Raw genomic sequence first — 18,497 nt, 5'->3', positions numbered from 1 at the left:
TTCTTAATTTACGACAGCAATTTTTGCGGTTGCAGTATCAGTTCCGTCCTCGTTGGTCATCAAAACATAGTAGATTCCAGAAGCTACTCTTACACCTCTTTGATTGTTAAGATTCCACTCAAAATAACCACCGTTAGCCACTGCTGAATGTACCAAATTACCAGCTGCATCTGTAATTCTGATATTGGTTTTCTGCGCCAAACCTTTTATTCTGACATTGCCTTTATATTGAGCATAAACAACTGGATTTGGATATACTAATACGTTACCAAAATTGGAAGTAACCTCGGATACATCTCCTTGATAAGCCATAATCCCATCTATAGTTGCAAAGTAAACCTTTCCTGTTTTTTCATCAATCTGGATATCTGTTACACTATCGTTAGGTAAAGGGGAATTCGATTTTGTAAAGTGATATATGGTTTTATCTCCTGATGGGCTTATGTAAAAAACACCGCCTCCATCTACAGAAATCCACTTTTGGTTTCCTGAATCAGTAGTTATTTGTAAAATATTAGCATCTCTAAAAAGTTCTTCTGCCAATCCATTTTCTTCTATAATAATCTCCTCAGTCTGTGGATTTTCTTCAGAAATCGCAGCTTTTGGGTTAGATAAAATTCTCAATCCATCTGATGTACCAATCCATAAATCATCATTATTATCTAAGGAAGCACTTACTGCATTTTCTACAGGAAGATTATTGTTTTTATTCAAAAGTTTAAGAGCATCGTCAGAATTATTAAGTGGTGTATTATTATAGTTATACATCAACAATCCTCCAGAACCTCTTGGCAAAGGTATGTATAAAACTCCGTCTTTTGCAATTGGTTTCTGTGCGCCGTCATTAAGAGATGTTCCATTCAACACAAAATTATCAGCAGTTCTGTTATAATAGTAGAATCCTGAAGTTCTTGTTGCTTCTATCTGTGAAAGTGTACAAAATAAATTATTATTAGAATCGAAAGTACACCCTACTGGTCTGGAAAGATCCCATTTTCCTTCAGAAGCATATGTTTTAACTAATTTATCATTTGTCATTTTATAAATACCTTTCGAGGAATGATAAAATTCATAAGAATAATAATTTGTGAAAAACACTTCAGATGGATCAGAAGGATTTGGAGTTACATCCAAAATATTATAATAAATATCTGGACGTAACTTAAATAAATCTGGATAAATCCATGAATTACCATCGTAATGATAATACCCTAAAGGTTTTGCTATCGTTTGGTTATACGATGTCCTGCTGCCAGTAGAAACCCAGATTTGTCCATTTAAAAGTGATAATTTGTAAGATGTATTGCTATATGGACCATCTGGTTTAAAACTATTTTTTTGTTCGTTGAACAACCCTGAAACTTTAGTTCCTGTATATAATAAATTATTTGAAATTAAAGCTGTATTTATATTTTCTCCAACATCAAAAACTTTCTGTTGAACACCATTGTTTGAATAAAGATAAACATTTGTTTTATCAGAAATAATGATCTGACTGTCTGTAATTTTTAAGTCTTGTACATCTATAAATTGTCTATTAATCGTAGAAACAGAATTTCCAGATCTATATTTGACTGTATAATAAAACTCTTCGGCTGTTTGTGAGGTAGCTACCTTTGTAACAATTTTCTTTGCATAAACAATCCAATTTCCAACGTCAATTTTTGTAAATGTCACATTAGTATTCTCGGCTGGTTCTATAATATTGGAAGATAAATTCCAATCAGAATAAAGGGCAAAAGTTGCATTAATCTCATGGAATTTTACCCCTTTACTTGTAGCTACATAAACAGCATTATCTTTAATGACCGCAGAGTTCACCGTTTCTATATTAGTCCCAGTTGCAGGAAAAAATACAGTGTCTCCAAACTCTCTCTTATTCATATTAAATAATGACACACCGTAACCAGCAGAGATAACTGCTCTGTCACCGTTAATAGCAATATGATTAATCTTTTTATTTGTTGTTCCGGTTGCCAAAGGAATATCTACAATCAAAAAAATTCCATTAGGTGTAATAACATCTAAAGAACCATTCTGATAGCCAACAATTCCCATCTGAGTTGCAGGGTTATAATCGAAGGCCGAAATTTTCACTTCATGAAGTCCATTGGCTTTTGACAGTTTTTTGATTTCACCAGTTCCCGGATAATAATAAAAAATTCCGTTTTCTGTGGCAGCAATTAAGCGGTCACCGTCTTCTCTTATTTTCAGGACGTTATTGTATGAGAAAAGATCGCTCCATTTACTGGTCTGCGCTTGAAAAATCAGTGCTGTAAAAACTGATATAATTAATAAAATTTTCTTCATTCTAAACAATTATGTTTTCATCTATTAACTGATTATTCCACGAAATATTTTTCACATTCTTATTTTTATCAAAATAAAAATCTAACCTACCCAATAAAAGGCCTGCCCAACCTACTTGATTGACAATGACATTTTTACCATCCTTATTCTGGAAATTTACTGGTTCTTTTAGGAAAGTGTGCGTATGACCGCCTAAAATCAAATCTATTCCGGAAGTTTTTGCAGCCAAATGTTTATCAGACATTTTCTTTGGATCATCTTTATAATCAAATCCGATGTGAGATAAACAAATTACCAAATCACATTTTTTCTCATTTCTCAAAAAGTCAGCATAATGTTGAGCAATTTCAATTGGATCTTGATAAACTGTTTCTCCATAATTCTTTTTACCAACTAAGCCATTCAATTCGATTCCTACAGCAAAAATCCCGATTTTGATTCCGTCTTTGTTAAAGATTTTATATTGTTCAGTTTTTCCGTCAAGGATTGTATTCTTAAAATCATAATTGGAACAAATGAAAGGAAATTTTGCATTCGGAAGGACTTTTAGAAAACCCTCCAAACCATTATCAAAATCGTGATTTCCCATTGTTGAAGCATCATATTGCATCATACTCATTAATTTAAATTCCAATTCGCCGCCAAAAAAATTGAAGTAAGGCGTTCCTTGAAAAATATCTCCTGAATCCAAAAGCAAAACATTTTTTTCCTCACTTCTGATTTTATTGACTAATGAAGCTCTTCTCGCAAAACCACCTTGATTTGGATTTTTGGTGTAAGAAGCATCGAATGGTTCGATTCTACTGTGTTGATCATTCGTGTGAAGAATAGTTAGTTTATGTGCTGACTCTTTTTTCAGAATATCAAATTGCTCTGCCAACAAAAGATTAGGTGCCAATGTCAAAGCAAGACTTCCGCCTCCAATATATTTTAGAAACTCTTTTCTTTTCATTATTCCTGCACTTTTTTGTTTTTAAAAATCAATCTTACGTCGTCTGGAGAAGAAATCTCTGGATTTTGTTTGAACTTTTCCAGGAAAAGATCACGCATCTTTATCCCTGTTGATATCATTTCACCTTTGCTAAAAAAGAACATATTATCTCCACCTAAAGCCAGATAATCAGAAGTTGCGATATAATATGTTTTATTATAATCGACTGTTTTTCCGTTAATTAATTTTTTAGAAATCGAATTATTTTCGTCTGTTTCAATGACCAAATGAGAAACCGGATTATTTTTCTGAGTTTTCAGATAATAATCAAATAATCCTTCCGCATCTTTTCCATTCATTTTGATGATTACCACTTCATTTTCAAATGGCATTACTTCATAAATCTGCTTCGTCAAAATATCACCTTTTGGAATAATGGTTCGGATTCCACCGATATTGATAACAGCTGCATCCATTGGCGGAACATTATTCTTTTTTGCCCACTCATCGGCACCTTCGAAAGTATAATCTGCTAAAAGATTTCCAAGATTACTATTATCGCCTGATTTGTTAAGTTCTGTATTGGTATGAGAAATTTTGGTATTCATTTTACCTTCCAACTCATGTTTGTAAGGTTGGATGATGGCAGCCATTTCCTTATCTTCAGCGAGATCGCTTGTGATGTAAATATTCTTTTCGGTGTGGATATTTGCGATATTGAGTGGTGCTTTACAACCAATCAAAAGCAAACTGATGATACCAAATCCTAATAATCTATTTTTTATCATTGAATTTTTATCTTAATTACTGAATTCGGGAATCTCCGATTTCATTTAAAAATAATATGGATACAAATCTAATGATTTTCGGGTTTTAAAACTAACTAAATAATTGTTAGAGAAGTCAAAAGAACATTCATTTTAGTTTAGATTAAAAAAATTGTTACCAGCTAACAAAGCCAAACATAATCTTTGTCAATTATTAAAATAAAATTAACTTTGAGAAATTTAATTTTAAAATAAAAATGGGTCAGCTAAAAGGCGTAGGTGTAGCTTTGGTAACACCTTTTAATGAAGATCTATCCGTAGATTTTGATTCTCTTACCAAATTAATCGATTATAATATAGACAACGGAACCAATTTCCTCGTTGTTCTGGGAACTACAGCAGAAGCTGCAACGCTTTCCAAGGAAGAAAAGGACAGAGTTGTTGCTCACATCACTAAGATCAATAATAACAGATTGCCATTAGTTTTAGGAATTGGTGGAAATAATACGGCCGAGGTTGTAACACAAATCAAAGAAACAGATCTTTCGGATTTTGATGCCGTTTTATCGGTTTCTCCTTATTACAACAAACCAAATCAGGAAGGGCTTTATCAGCATTATAAAGCTTTAGCTGAAACTGGAGAAAAAATCATTATTTATAACGTTCCGGGAAGAACCGGACAAAATGTTGAAGCTTCAACAACGCTACGTTTAGCTAAGGAATTTCCGAATCTTTTCATGGTTAAAGAAGCAGCGCCAAACATTCTACAATATTTCGATATCCTGAGACAAAAGCCTGAAAATTTTTCATTAATGTCGGGCGATGATGAATATACTTTGCCGGTAACTTTGGCTGGAGGCGATGGTGTGATTTCCGTAATCGGACAGGCATACCCAAAAGAATTTTCTACAATGGTAAAACTGGCTCGTAACAGAGAAGTTGACGAAGCTTACAAAATTCACAATTCTTTGGTAGAAATCACAAGATTGATTTTTGCTGAAGGTAATCCTTGCGGCGTGAAAACTATTCTTGCTGAAAAAGGTTTGATTAAAAATTATTTGAGACTTCCTTTAGTTCCGGCTTCGGAAGGTCTGCAGGAAAAGATAAAACAAGAAATGCAAAAATTAGAACATTAATAAACACAACAGAATTAAAAACTAATGGAAACACAAATGAAAACGTATGACTTTTCTTTCAAAGGAAAAGGCGGAGAGTTTTTTGGAGTCGTAGTAGTAAACTGGCTTTTAACAATTATCACACTAGGGCTTTATTATCCTTGGGCAAAAGAGAAAATACTTAAATATCTTTATTCTAATTCTTATTTGGAGGGCGATAATTTTCAGTTCACCGGAACCGGAAAAGAGATGTTTGTTGGTTTTGTGAAAATTTTTGGAATCGTTGCGGCATTTTACATTGGGATTATCATTGCAGCAAAAACTCAGAATACAATTTTGATGTTTGTATTTCTGCTGGCTTTTTATGTGTTCTTATTAGGAATCATTCCTTTCGCCATCCACGGATTTTACAAATACAGAATGTCCAGAACCAATTGGAGAGGCGTAAGATTTGGATACAGAGGCGACAGAGGAACATTGATGAAAATATATTTCAAAGATCTATTCCTTACGATCATTACATTCGGAATTTATAGTTTCTGGATGACGACGGATTTGCGTAATTATACATTAAGCAATGTAAAATTTGGAAGTGCTGAGTTCAAATACAAAGCCAGCGGAAGTGATTACTTTTGGCTAAATGTTAAAGGTATTATTTTGACATATGTTACTTTAGGAATTTACAGTTTTTGGTTCCAGAGAGATATTTTGAGATTTTATTTTGACCATTTGACTTTGCATAATGGTAATGAGAAAGTAAGATTTCAATCCAAATTATCAGCAGGAGATATTTTTGAGTTACTGATTATCAATATGTTGATTTTGATGTTTACATTAGGTTTAGGATATGCTTTTGTAGAAGTAAGAACTTTGACGAAACTTTTCAGCAGTTTGGAAATTGTTGGAAATATCAATTTGGACACGCTGCAGCAAACAGAAGAAGAATACAAAAATGCTTTTGGCGACGAGGCTCTGGATGCAATGGATCTTTCTGGCATCATCTAAATGAAAATCACATCGCAGGCTAAATATTTTGACGGGAAAACTTCTAAACCGCATTTTGTGGAGTTAGAAGTTTTTCTGCATAATCAGGTAACCTTTTACTTTGAAAATAGAAGATTTGTATGGAATTTTCAGGATATTAAGTTTGAAAAAAACGGAGAAATATTGTCCATTACAAAAAAAGACAACTTCCACGAAATTATCAAAATCGAAAATCCCGAAACGGCCGATATAATTTACAAGTCAGCAAAAATTTCCCAAAATCTATCGTGGTATCAAAATATTCTGGATTTTGGCCCTAAGTTTTACTTGACCGCTTTTGTCTTCGTTATCACACTTATTGCTTGTTTTTACATTTTCATCATTCCGTATGTCAGCGAAAAAGTAACTGATATTTTACCAATCAGTTTTGATGAAGAGATTGGAAATACGAGTTTTCAGCAAATCAAATCGACTTCTGATATTGATGAAAAACAGTCTGAAAAACTTCAGGAATTTGCCAATCTCATCAACTTTGGGACTGAGAGAAAACTCCATTTCAAAGTTATTAATGATGATGAGCTCAATGCTTTTGCTTTGCCTGACGGAACTATTGTTGTTTATTCCGGCTTGCTTTCAAAAGTTGAAAATCCGAACGAATTAGCAGCGCTTTTAGGACACGAAGCTACTCACATCAAAGAAAGACACAGCACAAAAATTCTCGCAAGAAGTATCGCTGGATATGCCATCGTTTCTTTAGTTGTTGGCGATGTGAATGGAATTATGACCACTTTAGCGAATAACGCAAATGAGCTGAATAATTTGTCTTTTTCCCGAGAATTTGAGGAATCAGCAGATGAAGGTTCTTATGTGATTTTGAAACAAAATAAAATCAATCCGGAAGGGATGTATCAACTCTTCAAATTACTTGAAAAAAATGATAATATAGAAGTTCCAAAAATCTTGTCCACGCATCCATTAACCAAAGACCGAATGAACTATTCCAAAACTCTGATGGACAAAAATGACTACTCTTTTTCTTCAAATCCCGAATTACAAAAGGCATTTGATAATTTAAAAAAATAAAAAAGGTTCAGAGATTTCTAAACCTTTCTTTTTATATATCTAGGATAATTCTGTAAATATCAGAGGAATTCCTCACAATACCTTCTTGAAAAAATCCGCCCGACTGAGGAATCAATTCTATAAAATCAAAAACCTTACAATCATCTGGCAATCCGGAAAAAATCAATGTAAACCAATATTCTTTTGCAACAGGGACATCTGTCCAAGTTGGGAATAGGCTGATATTTTCAAAATGAATGAGCTTAGAAATATGGTCAGAATTCCTATCAACAAGATAAGTTGATGACCAAATCCTGATTTTTTCCTCCATAATGAAGTCTGATTTGAAACAGCAATGCAAGATGACCTGCTTCTCTTCTTTCATTTTGGACTGAAGCTCCAATAGAATTTCTTCAGCAATGATTGGTTTTACAATAGTTTCACTCATTAATATTCCAATTCTAATTTCTCTTTAGAATAATCTCTTATTTCGTTGATGAGTTCCGGATGTTCTGCTAATTTCTTCCCATAACTAGGAACCATTTCTACCAATTTGTTTTTCCAATCGGTTTTCAACTTATCAGCAAAACAGTTTTCCAAAACCATGATCATTGCAAATGCAGAAGTACTAGCTCCCGGAGATGCCCCCAAAAGTGATGCGATATTTTTGTCTTTGTTCACAACCACTTCTGTCCCGAACTCCAATCTTCCACCTTCGAATCTGTCTTTTTTGATAATTTGAACTCTTTGTCCGGCGTGTTTCAATTCCCAATCTTCTTCTTTGGCATCTTTCACAAAGTCTCTCAGGTGCGACATTCTCTGAGATTTGCTCATCGTCACCTGCTGAATCAAATATCTTGTCAAAGGCATATTGTGCCACCAAGCGCCAAACAGAGAACGGATATTTTTGAAATTCACGCTTTCCGGCAAATCCAGATAACTTCCTTCTTTCAAAAACTTAGTCGAAAATCCTGCAAAAGGTCCAAACAACAATGCTTTTTGACCATCAATAATTCTTAGGTCAAGATGCGGAACTGACATTGGCGGAGCACCAACAGTTGCTTGTGTATAAACCTTTGCGTGATGTTTTTCCACTAACTCAGGATTGGTTGTTACCAGCCATTGTCCACTCACAGGGAAACCACCGTAACCTTTGCTTTCTTCAATTCCAGAACTTTCCAAAAGTGGAAGTGCGTATCCACCAGCACCAATGAAAACAAATTTTGCATTCACAGTTTGTTTATGTAGGTTCTGTCTGTCTTTCACTTTCAGATTCCAGCCTCCGTTCCCATCCGCTTCCACATCTTTTACTTCGTGGTAAGTGAAAACTTCTACAGACTCCGTTTTTTTGAGATGGTCTATCAATTTCGTAGTTAAACTTCCAAAATCGACATCGGTTCCCTGATCCATTTTCGTAGCAGCCAGTTTGTCTGTCGCCATTCTTTTCTGCATCATTAGCGGAAGCCATTCTTCTAATTGTTGATGATTATCAGAATATTCCATTCCTTGGAACAAAGGTGATTTTTGCAAAGCTTCGTGCCTTTTCTTAAGATAATTCACATCCTTTTCTCCAAAGACGAAGCTCATATGTGTACAGGAATTGATGAATTCCTTCGGATTGTCAATAATTCCTTTGTTGATTAAATAAGACCAGAATTGCTTAGAAACTTCAAATTGTTCTGCGATATATTCCGCTTTTTTGATATCGATTTTGCCTTCTTTCTCAGGCGTATAATTCAGTTCGCAGAAAGCAGAATGTCCTGTTCCAGCGTTGTTCCAAGCAGAAGAACTCTCTTTGGCCACTTTTTCCAGTCTTTCGAAAATTGCAATTTCCAGACTCGGGTCAAATTCGTGAAGCATTGTTGCCAAAGTTGCACTCATAATTCCACCGCCTACCAACGCAATATCGTATTTAGGTTTTGGATTCATTTATTTAGATTTTTCGGATACAAAATTAGTGATAAATGTCAACTTCTGTGCCTCGTCATTTTTTAAATATCTTATCATTTGTTAAGAAATCTCAAATCTGCTTTTAAAGTCTTTTCTGAAATTTTAAATCATTAATTTTGCAAAGACTTTGGAAAATCAAAGTGTAAAAAATGAAAGCTTTAAAAACACTGAATCCCTATTTCTGGAAACATCGCGTCTTACTTTTTTGGGGATTTTTATTCATCATTCTGAGTAACTTTTTTGCGATCTACAAAATCCAATATATCGGACAGACTATCAATATTATCGAAAAAAATTACTCAACATTAAACCTATCATCTGACCTTAATATCATTGATAATGTTAAAAATAACTGGACTTACTTCAGAATAATTTTCATCAATTCCGGAATTTTAATTGGCTGTTCCCTGCTTTCTGGTTTTTTCACATTTATGATGAGACAAACCATTATTGTGGCATCCAGAAGAATTGAATATGAATTGAAGAACAAAATCTATCGCCATTATCAGGAACTTTCCATCACAGATTACAAAAAGACAACAATTGGAGACCTGCTGAACCGATTGAGTGAGGACGTTGTGGCCATCAGAATGTATCTCGGTCCTGGCGTAATGTACGTTGTGAATTTGATTATTTTGTTGATCATTACCAGCTCTTATATGTTTATGACGGATTTGCAGATGACGCTTTGGACTTTGGTTCCGCTACCAATTCTGTCTTACGGAATCTACAAAGTGAGCGACATTATTAATAAAAAATCGAAGGTAATGCAGAAAAGCCAGTCCGGCATTTCAACTTTTGTACAAGACAGTTTTTCGGGGATCCGTGTAGTGAAGTTCTTTAGCAAAGAAAGATATATTGAGAAAAATTATGGAATCAAAGTAAAAGATTATCAGGACAAAGCACTTGACTTAGCCAGAACTGAGGCTTACTTTTTCACGATTATCATTTTCGTTATCGGACTTCTTAATGTAGCGATTCTATACATTGGCGGACAAAAATATATTGCAGGAGAAATGAGTGTCGGAACAATTGCAGATTTCTTTATGTACATTAATATGTTGATTTTTCCTTTCTCGATGTTGGGCTGGGTAACTTCTGTCAATCAAAGAGCAGATGCCAGTATGCAACGTGTCAATGAGTTTTTGGATATGAAATCTGATATTATTAATACCAATAATGAAGTTTATCCAATCACTGGAGAAATTGAATTCCGAAATGTGAGTTACACTTATCCAAATACAGGAATCAAAGCTATCGAAAATCTAAGTTTTAAAATTGACGCTGGAAAATCTCTCGCAATAATGGGTAAAACCGGAAGTGGAAAATCTACCATTGCACAATTGCTTTGCCGACTAATTGACCCGGATGAAGGTGAAATCCTCATCGATGGAAAGAATCTGAAAACTCATAATCTGAAACTTTATCGAGACCAATTAGGCTATACACCACAAGAAAGTTATCTTTTTTCTGATACGATAGAGAACAATATTGGATTCGCTGTTGATAACCCAAATCGTGACTTGGTGGTAGAAATGGCGAAAAAAGCAGATGTCCACAAAAATATAGAAGAGTTCAAAGAGCAATACAAAACGATGGTTGGCGAACGCGGTGTAATGCTTTCTGGTGGGCAGAAACAGAGAATTTGCATTGCCAGAGCGATGATAAAACAACCGAATATTCTAATCTTTGATGATTGTCTTTCTGCCTTGGATACAGAAACAGAGGAAAACATCTTGCAGAATATTGATAACGACATCAAAACTACTACTTCTATCATAATAACTCACAGAGAATCAAGCGCGAAAAGAGCTGACGAAATTTTATATCTCAATTAAATTCAACTACAATATCAATAATATTTTTATTAAAATTTTAAGAAAAAAGCTCATTTAACAGATTTTTTTAACAAAATATTTTGAAATTCCGAGAATTCTGTTATATTTGTTAAAACAGATTTCTAAAAAATATTTAACAATGAGTGAATTTAAGGAACGACATGAGAATGAGATTTTCACTAAAGTGTTGAAAGCAGGAAGAAGAACTTATTTCTTTGATGTGCGGGAGACAAAGGCGGGTGATTATTATTTGACCATTACAGAAAGTAAGAAAAACTTCGGGGAAAACGGTGAGGCAACTTTTGAAAAACACAAAATCTATCTTTACAAAGAGGATTTCAAAAGTTTCCAGGAATTATTCAATGAATCTACAGACTTTATCATCCAGCAGAAAGGCGAAGATGTGATCTCTGAAAGACACGATAAAGACTTCAAATCCAAATCTTTTACAATAGAGTCAGACGACGAAGTTTAAAAACAAAAAAAGCGCATTTTAGAATGCGCCTTTTTTATCATTTAACTATGAAAATTTGGAGATAATAAAAAAAGCATTTCATTTTTATGAAATGCTTTATCTGTGGGTGAATGAGGGGTCTCGAACCCCCGACCTCCGGAACCACAATCCGGCGCTCTAACCAACTGAGCTACAATCACCGTTTTTGCGTGTGCAAATATATAATATTTTCTTTATTAATCACAAATAATTCCATCGAAATTTTTCAGAGCAATCAATTTTTCGGTTGTAAAGCCCTCCGCATATTCTACTCCGGAGAGTCTTCCTAAGTCTTGTGCTCTGTAAGTCAAGCTCTCCAGAAAATCTTTTGTTGCAATTGGTGTAATCGGCTCATTGGATTCCGGATTATAAAATTGTGTCTTATATGCTAAACAAGCTTCGACTTTTTGCTCCATAAATCCGGAAATATCAATCACAAACTCTGGAACAACATTTTTCCATTGGATATAATGGAAGATATGTTTGGGTCTCCAGACTTCTTGTGGCTGACCATCTTCAAAAGTTTCTATTTTCTTCAAACCTGAAAGAAAACAAGCATCAGAAACTAATTTTGCAGCTTTTGCATGATCAGGATGTCTGTCATCGATTGCATTTGCTAAGACAATTTCAGGTCTGTATTTTCTTATTTTTTCGACAATTTTAAGTTGATACTCCTCCGAATTATTAAGGAAGCCATCTTTCAGCTTAAGATTTTCTCTTGAACTTATTCCTAAGATTTTTGCGGCAGCGGCAGCTTCTTCAGCGCGTGTTTCAGCGGTTCCTCTGGTTCCTAGTTCGCCTTCTGTTAAATCAATAACACTAATTGTTTTTCCTTCAGAAATTAATTTTATAATTGTTCCTCCACAACCTAATTCCACATCATCCGGATGTGCTCCTATTGCAAGAAAATCACATTTCATATCAAAATATTTTTGCACAAAATTACTAAAAACAAAACTTCCCAATTTCAAGAATTGGGAAGTTTAATATTAATCTAATTGATATTATTGATTAAGAGCTTTTTGCAGAGAAAGTGCATCTGCATAAGTTGGATTAAGAGCTAACGACTTAGCAACATTAGCTTTCGCTTTTTCTTTATCACTGTCTTTTGCTATAAATGCAATTGCGAAATAAGCATAAGACATTGTTTCTTTGTTCGCTTCTTGGTCTGCTGCTGGCTTAGCCAATAATGTATCAATATATTTTTGGTATGCAGCAGAAGCTAATTCTTGGCTTCCAGCTTGTTGATAAGCATAACCTTGACTATAATAAGCAGGCTCCCAAGTAGGAAGTAATGTTATCATTTTCTGCCAAGTTAAAATAGCACCATTCCAGTTTTTGATGTCCTGATAAGCTTGAGCTAATTTATAAATGGCATCTGTATCCTGAGCATTTGCAGCAACTTTGGCTTTCAGAGCTTCGATTTCTGGTGAAGTTCCGCCTGCATCTGCAGAAACACCAACCAATCCACCTTTGATTTTGCCAAGCTCTTCGTCCCAGTTCATTGTTTCATCTTTTGCATTTTTTGCAATAGCAATTTTCTGTTGGGAAGTAGCTTCTAATTGTGCTTTTTTAGCTGAGTCTTTCTCATCTTTTGCTAGACCTGCAGCAATCAAACCTTGCAAACCTTCGTCAGAAGCCTGAACTCTTGACTTATCTGCCTGAGACAAGAAAGTATTAATACTCTGCTGTGCATCTGCATATTTAGCTTCACCATATTGGATATAAGCTCTCAATTTATATTTGATAGGATCATCTACTTTATCGAATACAGAATCCAAAGTCGATTTTGCATTAGCATAATCGTCATTAGAAAAATAAAGTTTTGCAATCTCTAATTGAGTATATGGATCCTCATCTGCATATTTGGTATAATTAATCAAATTCTGAGTTGCTTCCGCATTTTTCTGATATTTGATATTAAATCCTGCTAGAGCTTTGTAAGCCGGCGCATAAGTTGGATCTACAGCAATCGCTTTATCAATATTAGTTTTAGCTTGTTGCCATTGTTGAGCAGCAATCCAAAGTGTTCCTTTTCTTGTATAAACCGAAGCTTTATTTTTAGCAACAGCTTCTGCTTTATCATAAGCAGTCATTGCATTTCCCGGGTCTTTTTTAATTCTGTAAGCATCACCCAAAGAATAATAGTAATTAGCAGGAACACCAGCTTTTTGAGCTCTTTCAACAGCTTTGTTCAAGAACGTTATTGCTAAATCCGGTGCACTGTATTTTTCAAATAATGTCAATGCTTCACCAGCTCTGAAAAGAACTTCTGCATCTTTTTCTTTAGAATCTTTTACAATCTGCTGAATTTCCGTGATAGCAGACTTGTCTCCTTTACCTAATTTCACAGAAGCCAAGCCTAATTTGTTCAAATAACTTTTTGGATCAGCTGCCAGACCTTTGTCAAAGCTTTCTTTTGCTAAATCAAAATTAGGGTCGAATTGAGTTAAATATGTATTACCTAAATAGAAATAGTTATTCGCATCTTTAGGATTTTGATTGATAAGATCTGTGTAGTTTTGTTTTGCTTTCGCATATTTTTGGCTATCTACAAAGTTAATCCCGTCCTGAACAGATTGTGCAAAACTAAAACTAGTAAAAAAGCCGACTGCTGCTGTTACAGCAATTTTTTTTGATAAATTCATTATATTCTCTTTTTTCATTTTTTTTCGTAACTGTAAAATTCTGGTTTTAATGTCAATATTTAGACCAAAATAGATAATTAAATTTAAATCTTCTGTTAAATAAATATTAAAAATTAAATCATCTCATCTGAACTTCTCTTCTGAAGATATTGTAGGGCTGAAGTCCTTCTTTTTCAACAACAATCTGTCCCAATTGCTGACAAGAAAATCTGATAAAACCATTCCCTAATCCATAGTAAGCTTCGTTGCTTAAGAAATACAAAACTCTGGTAAAAGGATAAGTCATATCTTTCAGATTTTCAGAAGAAACTTCATAGGCTTTATTGTCTTTAACAACTTTAAGAACTTTTAATTCATTCCTCAGTTTTGTTGCTTCTTCTCCAAAAGGCCTACTGATTGTGTTATAACTAATCACACCAATTTTATCCGGATAATTCTTCAATTGTTCCGCTACATTTTCATTTCCGTTGATGATAGAAAACTTAAGATCTCCCGGATTCTTTTTAAATTTTTGAGCAATAAAATTGAGATTGCTTGAATTGGTTCCATCAAATATTAGCCTTTTTTTGTCTGATGAAAGTTCATTAGAAATCTCATCCATAGATATAGACTCCAATGGTGAATCTTTTGGAACGACAAAAAGCACTGCATCAGCTGCAAATTTACCTGGAAGCCAGGGCAAATCTATTTTTTTATCATAAGCTTCTTTTTCCTTAACAGAAAGCTCTCTGGACATCACAACAACTCTTGCTTTTCTATCCAACAAATCCAATAACCCAAAATCCTCTTTTTTGATAACAACATTGATTTTTGTATCAGGATTAAGTGCCATATATCTTTCTGTCAAAGCTTCTATCACACTTTTAAAAGACTCATCGGTCTCTATCGTTATTTCACCTTTGTTAGGTGTATCAATTTCTTTCGGTTTCTCTTTGGAACACGAAATAGCAATAGCAAAAGTTGCTACGAGCAGGAAAAAGATTTTTTTCATTTCTATTGATTATTTTTTAATGAAATGATAGCTCTTACTATACGAAAGATTCCGTAAGCCATAAGCAATCCGCCTAATGGATAAGCCACATTAGGTTCCAAAATAACGATGAAGAATTTATATACGATAACAACAATTCCTAAAACAATGTAGAAAAGTCCGGTTATCAAAGAAAGCCAATTAAACATAAGACAAATCTAATAAAAAAAGAGAAGTTATAAAAACTTCTCTTTTATATAATATGTTACAAATTAAATCCTTATTGGAAGTTCATCGTAACTGGGAATCTAAATCTAGATCTTACAGGCTGTCCGTTAACTTTACCTGGAGTCCATTTTGTTTTAATTCCTTTTACTGTAGATTCAGCTTCTCTATTGAAATCTGAATTTGGTCCAGTTGCTTTAACCTGAGTTAAAGATCCGTCCTTTTCTACAACGAAAGTAATCTCAGTTTTCAAAGTACCTTCACCTTCCAAATTACTAGCGTCAAAGTTATTTTGGAATTTAGATCTAAATGAGTTTGTTCCACCTGGGAATTCTGCATTTTGATCTACAGATTCATAAACCTCATTCGTCACTGGTTTTACCTCAGCTGCAACTCCTTTACCTGTTACTGGTGGTGGAGGTGGTGCATAAACCGGAGTTTTTACACCTTCCTGGTTTTGAAGCCCCGTCGTAGTTTCCAATTGTTTTGTAATTGGCGGCGGTGGTGTTTCAATTTTAGGTGCTTTTTTAGGTTCCGGAACAACGTTCTGAATTACCTCTTGCTTTTCCTCTTCTTTTGGTGGAGGTGGTGGAGGTGGCTCTTCTTCTTTAGGTTGCTCGATGATTGGCTCTTCCTCCAAAATATCAACCAACTTCGCTTCTACTTCCACTTTATCCTTAGCATTCATTTGCTGAATCTTAAGATATACAAGTGGAGAAACTGCAAGAGCTAGGAAAAAAGCAGTACCAATTAGGAAAGATTTTGTCAGCATTTTAGGATATGCAGTCCTAAGATCATAGGCTCCATATACTTTATTTCTATTTTCGAATACAATCTCATCCAAAGTTGGATTGTAATTCAAATTATCTTCTGCCATTTTAATATTATTAAATGTAATACTTGTAGTGGATTATTCTCCTACTTTCTTTTTGTAGATTGCTAATTCCCAAGGTTTGATATCGGTAACCCCATATCTTTCGTTTTTGGTAACAGCCATCTCATCTAGAATGTCTACAAAGTTTTTATATACTGCATCGTCTGTTGGCTTGATAATTACTGTGAATTTGTCTTTATCAGATGCTCCAGCTTTTGCTCTCTCAATTACTTTCGTAATGCCTTCTCTATCGAAGTTAGTTTCAACAAGTGTTTGCTCATTAAGACCAGCCTGATCTTGTTGATGATAAAAAATCTTGTTATCCTTACCTATGATGATAGAAATTGAATTATTCAATTTGATTTCTGTATCAGGTGGTTTTTGGTTTTCCTTTGGTTTCGCCGGAAGACCAAGATCCATTACATTAGGTTTACTAAATGTTGTTGTAAACATAAAGAATGTAATCAAAAGAAAACCTAAATCTACCATCGGCGTCATATCTACGCGGGTGTTCTGTTTCTTCGAACGGACCTTGCCGCCTTTCCCGCTATCCTCTTTTACTTGAACTTCTGCCATTTCTAATAGAATTAATTAGATTTTTCTTGTGATGTGATCAACCAAAATTTAAGAAAATCAATATCTCTTAAACCTTCAAATAAACTTTTCACTTTTGGATACTTTGTAGTTACGTCACCTTTAATCGCTAACTTGTAATTAGGATTAACGGCTAAACTTTGCTGTACCCAATCAATCAATTGTTTATTTGTACTATCCATTGGAATACCTGTAGTTGCTTTGAAAGCTTTTTGCTGATCTTCAGGAAGATTCAAATAACTTTTTAGCTGTCCCATTGGTACTCCTACCGCTTGTACTTTTGTAAATGCTACTTTTTCTGGGTTAGTGAAACTCATTCCGTATTTCTGACCCATTTTATCAAGAAGCTGAATTCTTTCTGTCCCGTTTTCAACAGGTTGAAAATAGAATGTACCAGCTTGAGTAACATTTATTGTCATAAGACTTGCATCAGGAAGCAATTTCTCTGATATAGAAGAAGGCGGTTTTATTTGCTCCACATCAGGTTTTTTGAACTGTGTGGTTAATATAAAGAATGTAAGTAGTAGGAACGCAACATCACACATCGCGGTCATGTCCGTAACTACTCCATGTCTTTTTGGTTTAATTCTCGCCATTATTATAAATGTCTTTGTTTAACTAATTTATGAATTTTGAAAATGCAAAATTACATTTTCCCTTGTTGCTTTATTTCTTAGTGAAATTCAGCAAAAGACTGTTGGATGCTCATAGAGATCTCATCGATCTTGTAAGTCAATCCGTCAATTTTAGACGTAAAGAAGTTATAAAGAATAATTGCGATTGCAGAAGTACCAATACCCAAAGCTGTGTTCATCAAGGCCTCAGAAATACCGATTGATAATGCAGCAGCATCAGGAGTTCCACCTCCACCACCTAAAGCAGCAAACGCTCTAATCATCCCGATTACCGTTCCAAGTAGTGCTACCAAAGTTGCAACTGTACCTAGTGTAGAAAGGATCATCATGTTTTTCTCCAACATTGGCATTTCAAGCGTAGTAGCTTCTTCGATTGCTTTTGTAAGCGCAGCCATTTTTTGTTCTTTGTCTAGTGTAGTATCTTTTGCTAATGCTTTGTAAGTCGTAAGACCTTCTTTCACAACATTACCTACAGATCCTTGTTGTCTGTCACACTCTTCAAGAGCTTCGTCAACTTTGTTTTGGTTTAGCAAACTTCTGATTTTTAAAACGAAGTTATCTACGCTACCATTTCCAGCCGCTTTGCTCAAAACGAATGCACGCTCGATAGCAAATACAATAACCGTGATCATGAATGTAATAAGGATTGGTACGATAAATCCACCCATATAAACCATTCCTAAACCGTGTGGGTGTAATTCCTTACTTTCGATATCTGCAAAAGCAACAGAAGCTACTCCATCAATACGAGGGTCAGCAGTAAAGTTTGACGGGTTACCACAAACAAATAAATAAATGGCAATACCTATCACTAATAAAATAGGAATAATTACCGCAGGATTAAGTCCTCCTTTTTTCTTAGCAACTACTTGCTCATCTGTGTTTGAAACATTCATTTCCATATTAAAACTAAATTATAATTGTTAAATTTTATCGTGTAAAATAAAGTCAAATATTTGGAAAATGCAAAATTATTTTCCGTTTGACTTGTAATTTTTTTATCTACTAAAACCGCTTTATTTAATTATTAATTAAATTAAAACCTTGTTTTTATGAAATCATTATCTCTTTTAGAAACATTAATGGAAGATATATAAAATT

18 protein-coding genes and 1 tRNA gene are annotated in these 18,497 nt (G+C 34.4%); 5 read left to right on the top strand and 14 right to left on the bottom strand.

Annotated elements, in window-relative coordinates; genetic code table 11:
- Positions 1-3: 3 nt before the first annotated feature.
- Genes KI430_RS15325 through KI430_RS15315 form a run of 3 tightly spaced genes read right to left on the bottom strand, consistent with a single transcriptional unit; the run spans position 4 to position 4,029 of the window.
- Entirely contained in the window at positions 4-2,310 is a 2,307-nt protein-coding gene (locus tag KI430_RS15325) for a T9SS type A sorting domain-containing protein (protein WP_248875791.1), read from the bottom strand.
- Between the two features lies 1 nt (position 2,311).
- Positions 2,312-3,262, bottom strand: coding sequence for a bifunctional metallophosphatase/5'-nucleotidase (locus KI430_RS15320; RefSeq protein ID WP_248875790.1), 951 nt, complete (start codon positions 3,260-3,262; stop codon positions 2,312-2,314).
- Positions 3,262-4,029, bottom strand: coding sequence for a 5'-nucleotidase C-terminal domain-containing protein (locus KI430_RS15315; protein WP_248875789.1), 768 nt, complete (start codon positions 4,027-4,029; stop codon positions 3,262-3,264). Before KI430_RS15315 ends, KI430_RS15320 begins: the two co-directional genes overlap by 1 nt.
- A gap of 236 nt (positions 4,030-4,265) precedes the next feature.
- Here KI430_RS15315 and dapA point away from each other — a divergent pair, with 236 nt between their 5' ends.
- From dapA to KI430_RS15300, 3 genes are read left to right on the top strand one after another with little or no spacing between them, the layout of a single operon-like run.
- Positions 4,266-5,144, top strand: a complete 879-nt coding sequence (gene dapA / locus KI430_RS15310; protein ID WP_248875788.1) for a 4-hydroxy-tetrahydrodipicolinate synthase — start codon at positions 4,266-4,268, stop codon at positions 5,142-5,144.
- A gap of 24 nt (positions 5,145-5,168) precedes the next feature.
- The gene (locus KI430_RS15305) at positions 5,169-6,128 is read left to right on the top strand and encodes a YjgN family protein (RefSeq protein ID WP_248875787.1); all 960 of its coding nucleotides are present in this window, start codon (positions 5,169-5,171) and stop codon (positions 6,126-6,128) included.
- Positions 6,129-7,190 carry a M48 family metallopeptidase gene (locus tag KI430_RS15300; protein WP_248875786.1) on the top strand — a complete coding sequence of 354 codons (1,062 nt, stop codon included), beginning with the start codon at positions 6,129-6,131 and terminating at the stop codon, positions 7,188-7,190. It abuts the gene before it with no gap.
- Between the two features lie 31 nt (positions 7,191-7,221).
- Here KI430_RS15300 and KI430_RS15295 read toward each other — a convergent pair whose 3' ends face one another.
- On the bottom strand, positions 7,222-7,617 hold the full coding sequence (locus tag KI430_RS15295) for a hypothetical protein (RefSeq protein ID WP_074236933.1): 396 nt from the start codon (positions 7,615-7,617) through the stop codon (positions 7,222-7,224).
- Complete coding sequence (gene mqo, locus KI430_RS15290; protein ID WP_248875785.1) at positions 7,617-9,098, bottom strand: malate dehydrogenase (quinone); 1,482 nt, start codon at positions 9,096-9,098, stop codon at positions 7,617-7,619. The genes KI430_RS15295 and mqo overlap by 1 nt, the downstream gene beginning before the upstream one ends.
- A 170-nt stretch (positions 9,099-9,268) precedes the next feature.
- On the opposite strand from mqo, the gene KI430_RS15285 reads away from it, so the two are divergent.
- Together KI430_RS15285 and KI430_RS15280 are read left to right on the top strand one after the other, a co-directional pair.
- Positions 9,269-10,957 carry an ABC transporter ATP-binding protein gene (locus tag KI430_RS15285; RefSeq protein WP_248875784.1) on the top strand — a complete coding sequence of 563 codons (1,689 nt, stop codon included), beginning with the start codon at positions 9,269-9,271 and terminating at the stop codon, positions 10,955-10,957.
- Positions 10,958-11,096: 139 nt separating this feature from the next.
- Entirely contained in the window at positions 11,097-11,432 is a 336-nt protein-coding gene (locus KI430_RS15280; RefSeq protein WP_063971170.1) for a DUF3276 family protein, read from the top strand.
- Positions 11,433-11,536: 104 nt separating this feature from the next.
- On the opposite strand, the gene KI430_RS15275 is transcribed toward KI430_RS15280, so the two are convergent.
- The 9 genes from KI430_RS15275 to KI430_RS15235 all read right to left on the bottom strand — a co-directional run bounded on the left by KI430_RS15275 (position 11,537) and on the right by KI430_RS15235 (position 18,298).
- Positions 11,537-11,612 (bottom strand) — tRNA-His (locus KI430_RS15275).
- 35 nt (positions 11,613-11,647) lie between these two features.
- Complete coding sequence (gene bshB1, locus KI430_RS15270; RefSeq protein ID WP_248875783.1) at positions 11,648-12,370, bottom strand: bacillithiol biosynthesis deacetylase BshB1; 723 nt, start codon at positions 12,368-12,370, stop codon at positions 11,648-11,650.
- Between the two features lie 84 nt (positions 12,371-12,454).
- Positions 12,455-14,098: a tetratricopeptide repeat protein gene (locus KI430_RS15265; RefSeq protein ID WP_248875782.1), complete on the bottom strand. Its 1,644-nt coding sequence runs from the start codon at positions 14,096-14,098 to the stop codon at positions 12,455-12,457.
- 118 nt (positions 14,099-14,216) lie between these two features.
- Positions 14,217-15,089, bottom strand: coding sequence for a PstS family phosphate ABC transporter substrate-binding protein (locus KI430_RS15260; RefSeq protein ID WP_248875781.1), 873 nt, complete (start codon positions 15,087-15,089; stop codon positions 14,217-14,219).
- Between the two features lie 2 nt (positions 15,090-15,091).
- Entirely contained in the window at positions 15,092-15,277 is a 186-nt protein-coding gene (locus tag KI430_RS15255; protein ID WP_248875780.1) for a C4-dicarboxylate ABC transporter, read from the bottom strand.
- A 71-nt stretch (positions 15,278-15,348) separates the two neighbouring features.
- Entirely contained in the window at positions 15,349-16,170 is an 822-nt protein-coding gene (locus KI430_RS15250) for an energy transducer TonB (RefSeq protein ID WP_248875779.1), read from the bottom strand.
- 33 nt (positions 16,171-16,203) lie between these two features.
- Positions 16,204-16,743, bottom strand: coding sequence for an ExbD/TolR family protein (locus KI430_RS15245; RefSeq protein WP_248875778.1), 540 nt, complete (start codon positions 16,741-16,743; stop codon positions 16,204-16,206).
- Positions 16,744-16,754: 11 nt separating this feature from the next.
- The gene (locus tag KI430_RS15240) at positions 16,755-17,357 is read right to left on the bottom strand and encodes an ExbD/TolR family protein (RefSeq protein ID WP_074236943.1); all 603 of its coding nucleotides are present in this window, start codon (positions 17,355-17,357) and stop codon (positions 16,755-16,757) included.
- Positions 17,358-17,434: 77 nt separating this feature from the next.
- Entirely contained in the window at positions 17,435-18,298 is an 864-nt protein-coding gene (locus KI430_RS15235) for a MotA/TolQ/ExbB proton channel family protein (RefSeq protein ID WP_074236944.1), read from the bottom strand.
- Positions 18,299-18,497: the final 199 nt, after the last annotated feature.

This window comes from Epilithonimonas zeae, assembly GCF_023278365.1.
Lineage (GTDB): Bacteria > Bacteroidota > Bacteroidia > Flavobacteriales > Weeksellaceae > Epilithonimonas > Epilithonimonas zeae_A.
The sequence above is the reverse complement of the archived record's forward strand: the minus strand, read 5'-3'. Positions and strand labels throughout refer to the sequence as shown.

What these genes read in the sequence shown, in the direction of transcription:
- KI430_RS15325 (WP_248875791.1), bottom strand. Translation starts at nt 2,310, where the DNA reads ATGAAGAAAATTTTATTAATTATATCAGTTTTTACAGCACTGATTTTT.
- KI430_RS15320 (WP_248875790.1), bottom strand. Translation starts at nt 3,262, where the DNA reads ATGAAAAGAAAAGAGTTTCTAAAATATATTGGAGGCGGAAGTCTTGCT.
- KI430_RS15315 (WP_248875789.1), bottom strand. Translation starts at nt 4,029, where the DNA reads ATGATAAAAAATAGATTATTAGGATTTGGTATCATCAGTTTGCTTTTG.
- dapA (WP_248875788.1), top strand. Translation starts at nt 4,266, where the DNA reads ATGGGTCAGCTAAAAGGCGTAGGTGTAGCTTTGGTAACACCTTTTAAT.
- KI430_RS15305 (WP_248875787.1), top strand. Translation starts at nt 5,169, where the DNA reads ATGGAAACACAAATGAAAACGTATGACTTTTCTTTCAAAGGAAAAGGC.
- KI430_RS15300 (WP_248875786.1), top strand. Translation starts at nt 6,129, where the DNA reads ATGAAAATCACATCGCAGGCTAAATATTTTGACGGGAAAACTTCTAAA.
- KI430_RS15295 (WP_074236933.1), bottom strand. Translation starts at nt 7,617, where the DNA reads ATGAGTGAAACTATTGTAAAACCAATCATTGCTGAAGAAATTCTATTG.
- mqo (WP_248875785.1), bottom strand. Translation starts at nt 9,098, where the DNA reads ATGAATCCAAAACCTAAATACGATATTGCGTTGGTAGGCGGTGGAATT.
- KI430_RS15285 (WP_248875784.1), top strand. Translation starts at nt 9,269, where the DNA reads ATGAAAGCTTTAAAAACACTGAATCCCTATTTCTGGAAACATCGCGTC.
- KI430_RS15280 (WP_063971170.1), top strand. Translation starts at nt 11,097, where the DNA reads ATGAGTGAATTTAAGGAACGACATGAGAATGAGATTTTCACTAAAGTG.
- bshB1 (WP_248875783.1), bottom strand. Translation starts at nt 12,370, where the DNA reads ATGAAATGTGATTTTCTTGCAATAGGAGCACATCCGGATGATGTGGAA.
- KI430_RS15265 (WP_248875782.1), bottom strand. Translation starts at nt 14,098, where the DNA reads ATGAATTTATCAAAAAAAATTGCTGTAACAGCAGCAGTCGGCTTTTTT.
- KI430_RS15260 (WP_248875781.1), bottom strand. Translation starts at nt 15,089, where the DNA reads ATGAAAAAAATCTTTTTCCTGCTCGTAGCAACTTTTGCTATTGCTATT.
- KI430_RS15255 (WP_248875780.1), bottom strand. Translation starts at nt 15,277, where the DNA reads ATGTTTAATTGGCTTTCTTTGATAACCGGACTTTTCTACATTGTTTTA.
- KI430_RS15250 (WP_248875779.1), bottom strand. Translation starts at nt 16,170, where the DNA reads ATGGCAGAAGATAATTTGAATTACAATCCAACTTTGGATGAGATTGTA.
- KI430_RS15245 (WP_248875778.1), bottom strand. Translation starts at nt 16,743, where the DNA reads ATGGCAGAAGTTCAAGTAAAAGAGGATAGCGGGAAAGGCGGCAAGGTC.
- KI430_RS15240 (WP_074236943.1), bottom strand. Translation starts at nt 17,357, where the DNA reads ATGGCGAGAATTAAACCAAAAAGACATGGAGTAGTTACGGACATGACC.
- KI430_RS15235 (WP_074236944.1), bottom strand. Translation starts at nt 18,298, where the DNA reads ATGGAAATGAATGTTTCAAACACAGATGAGCAAGTAGTTGCTAAGAAA.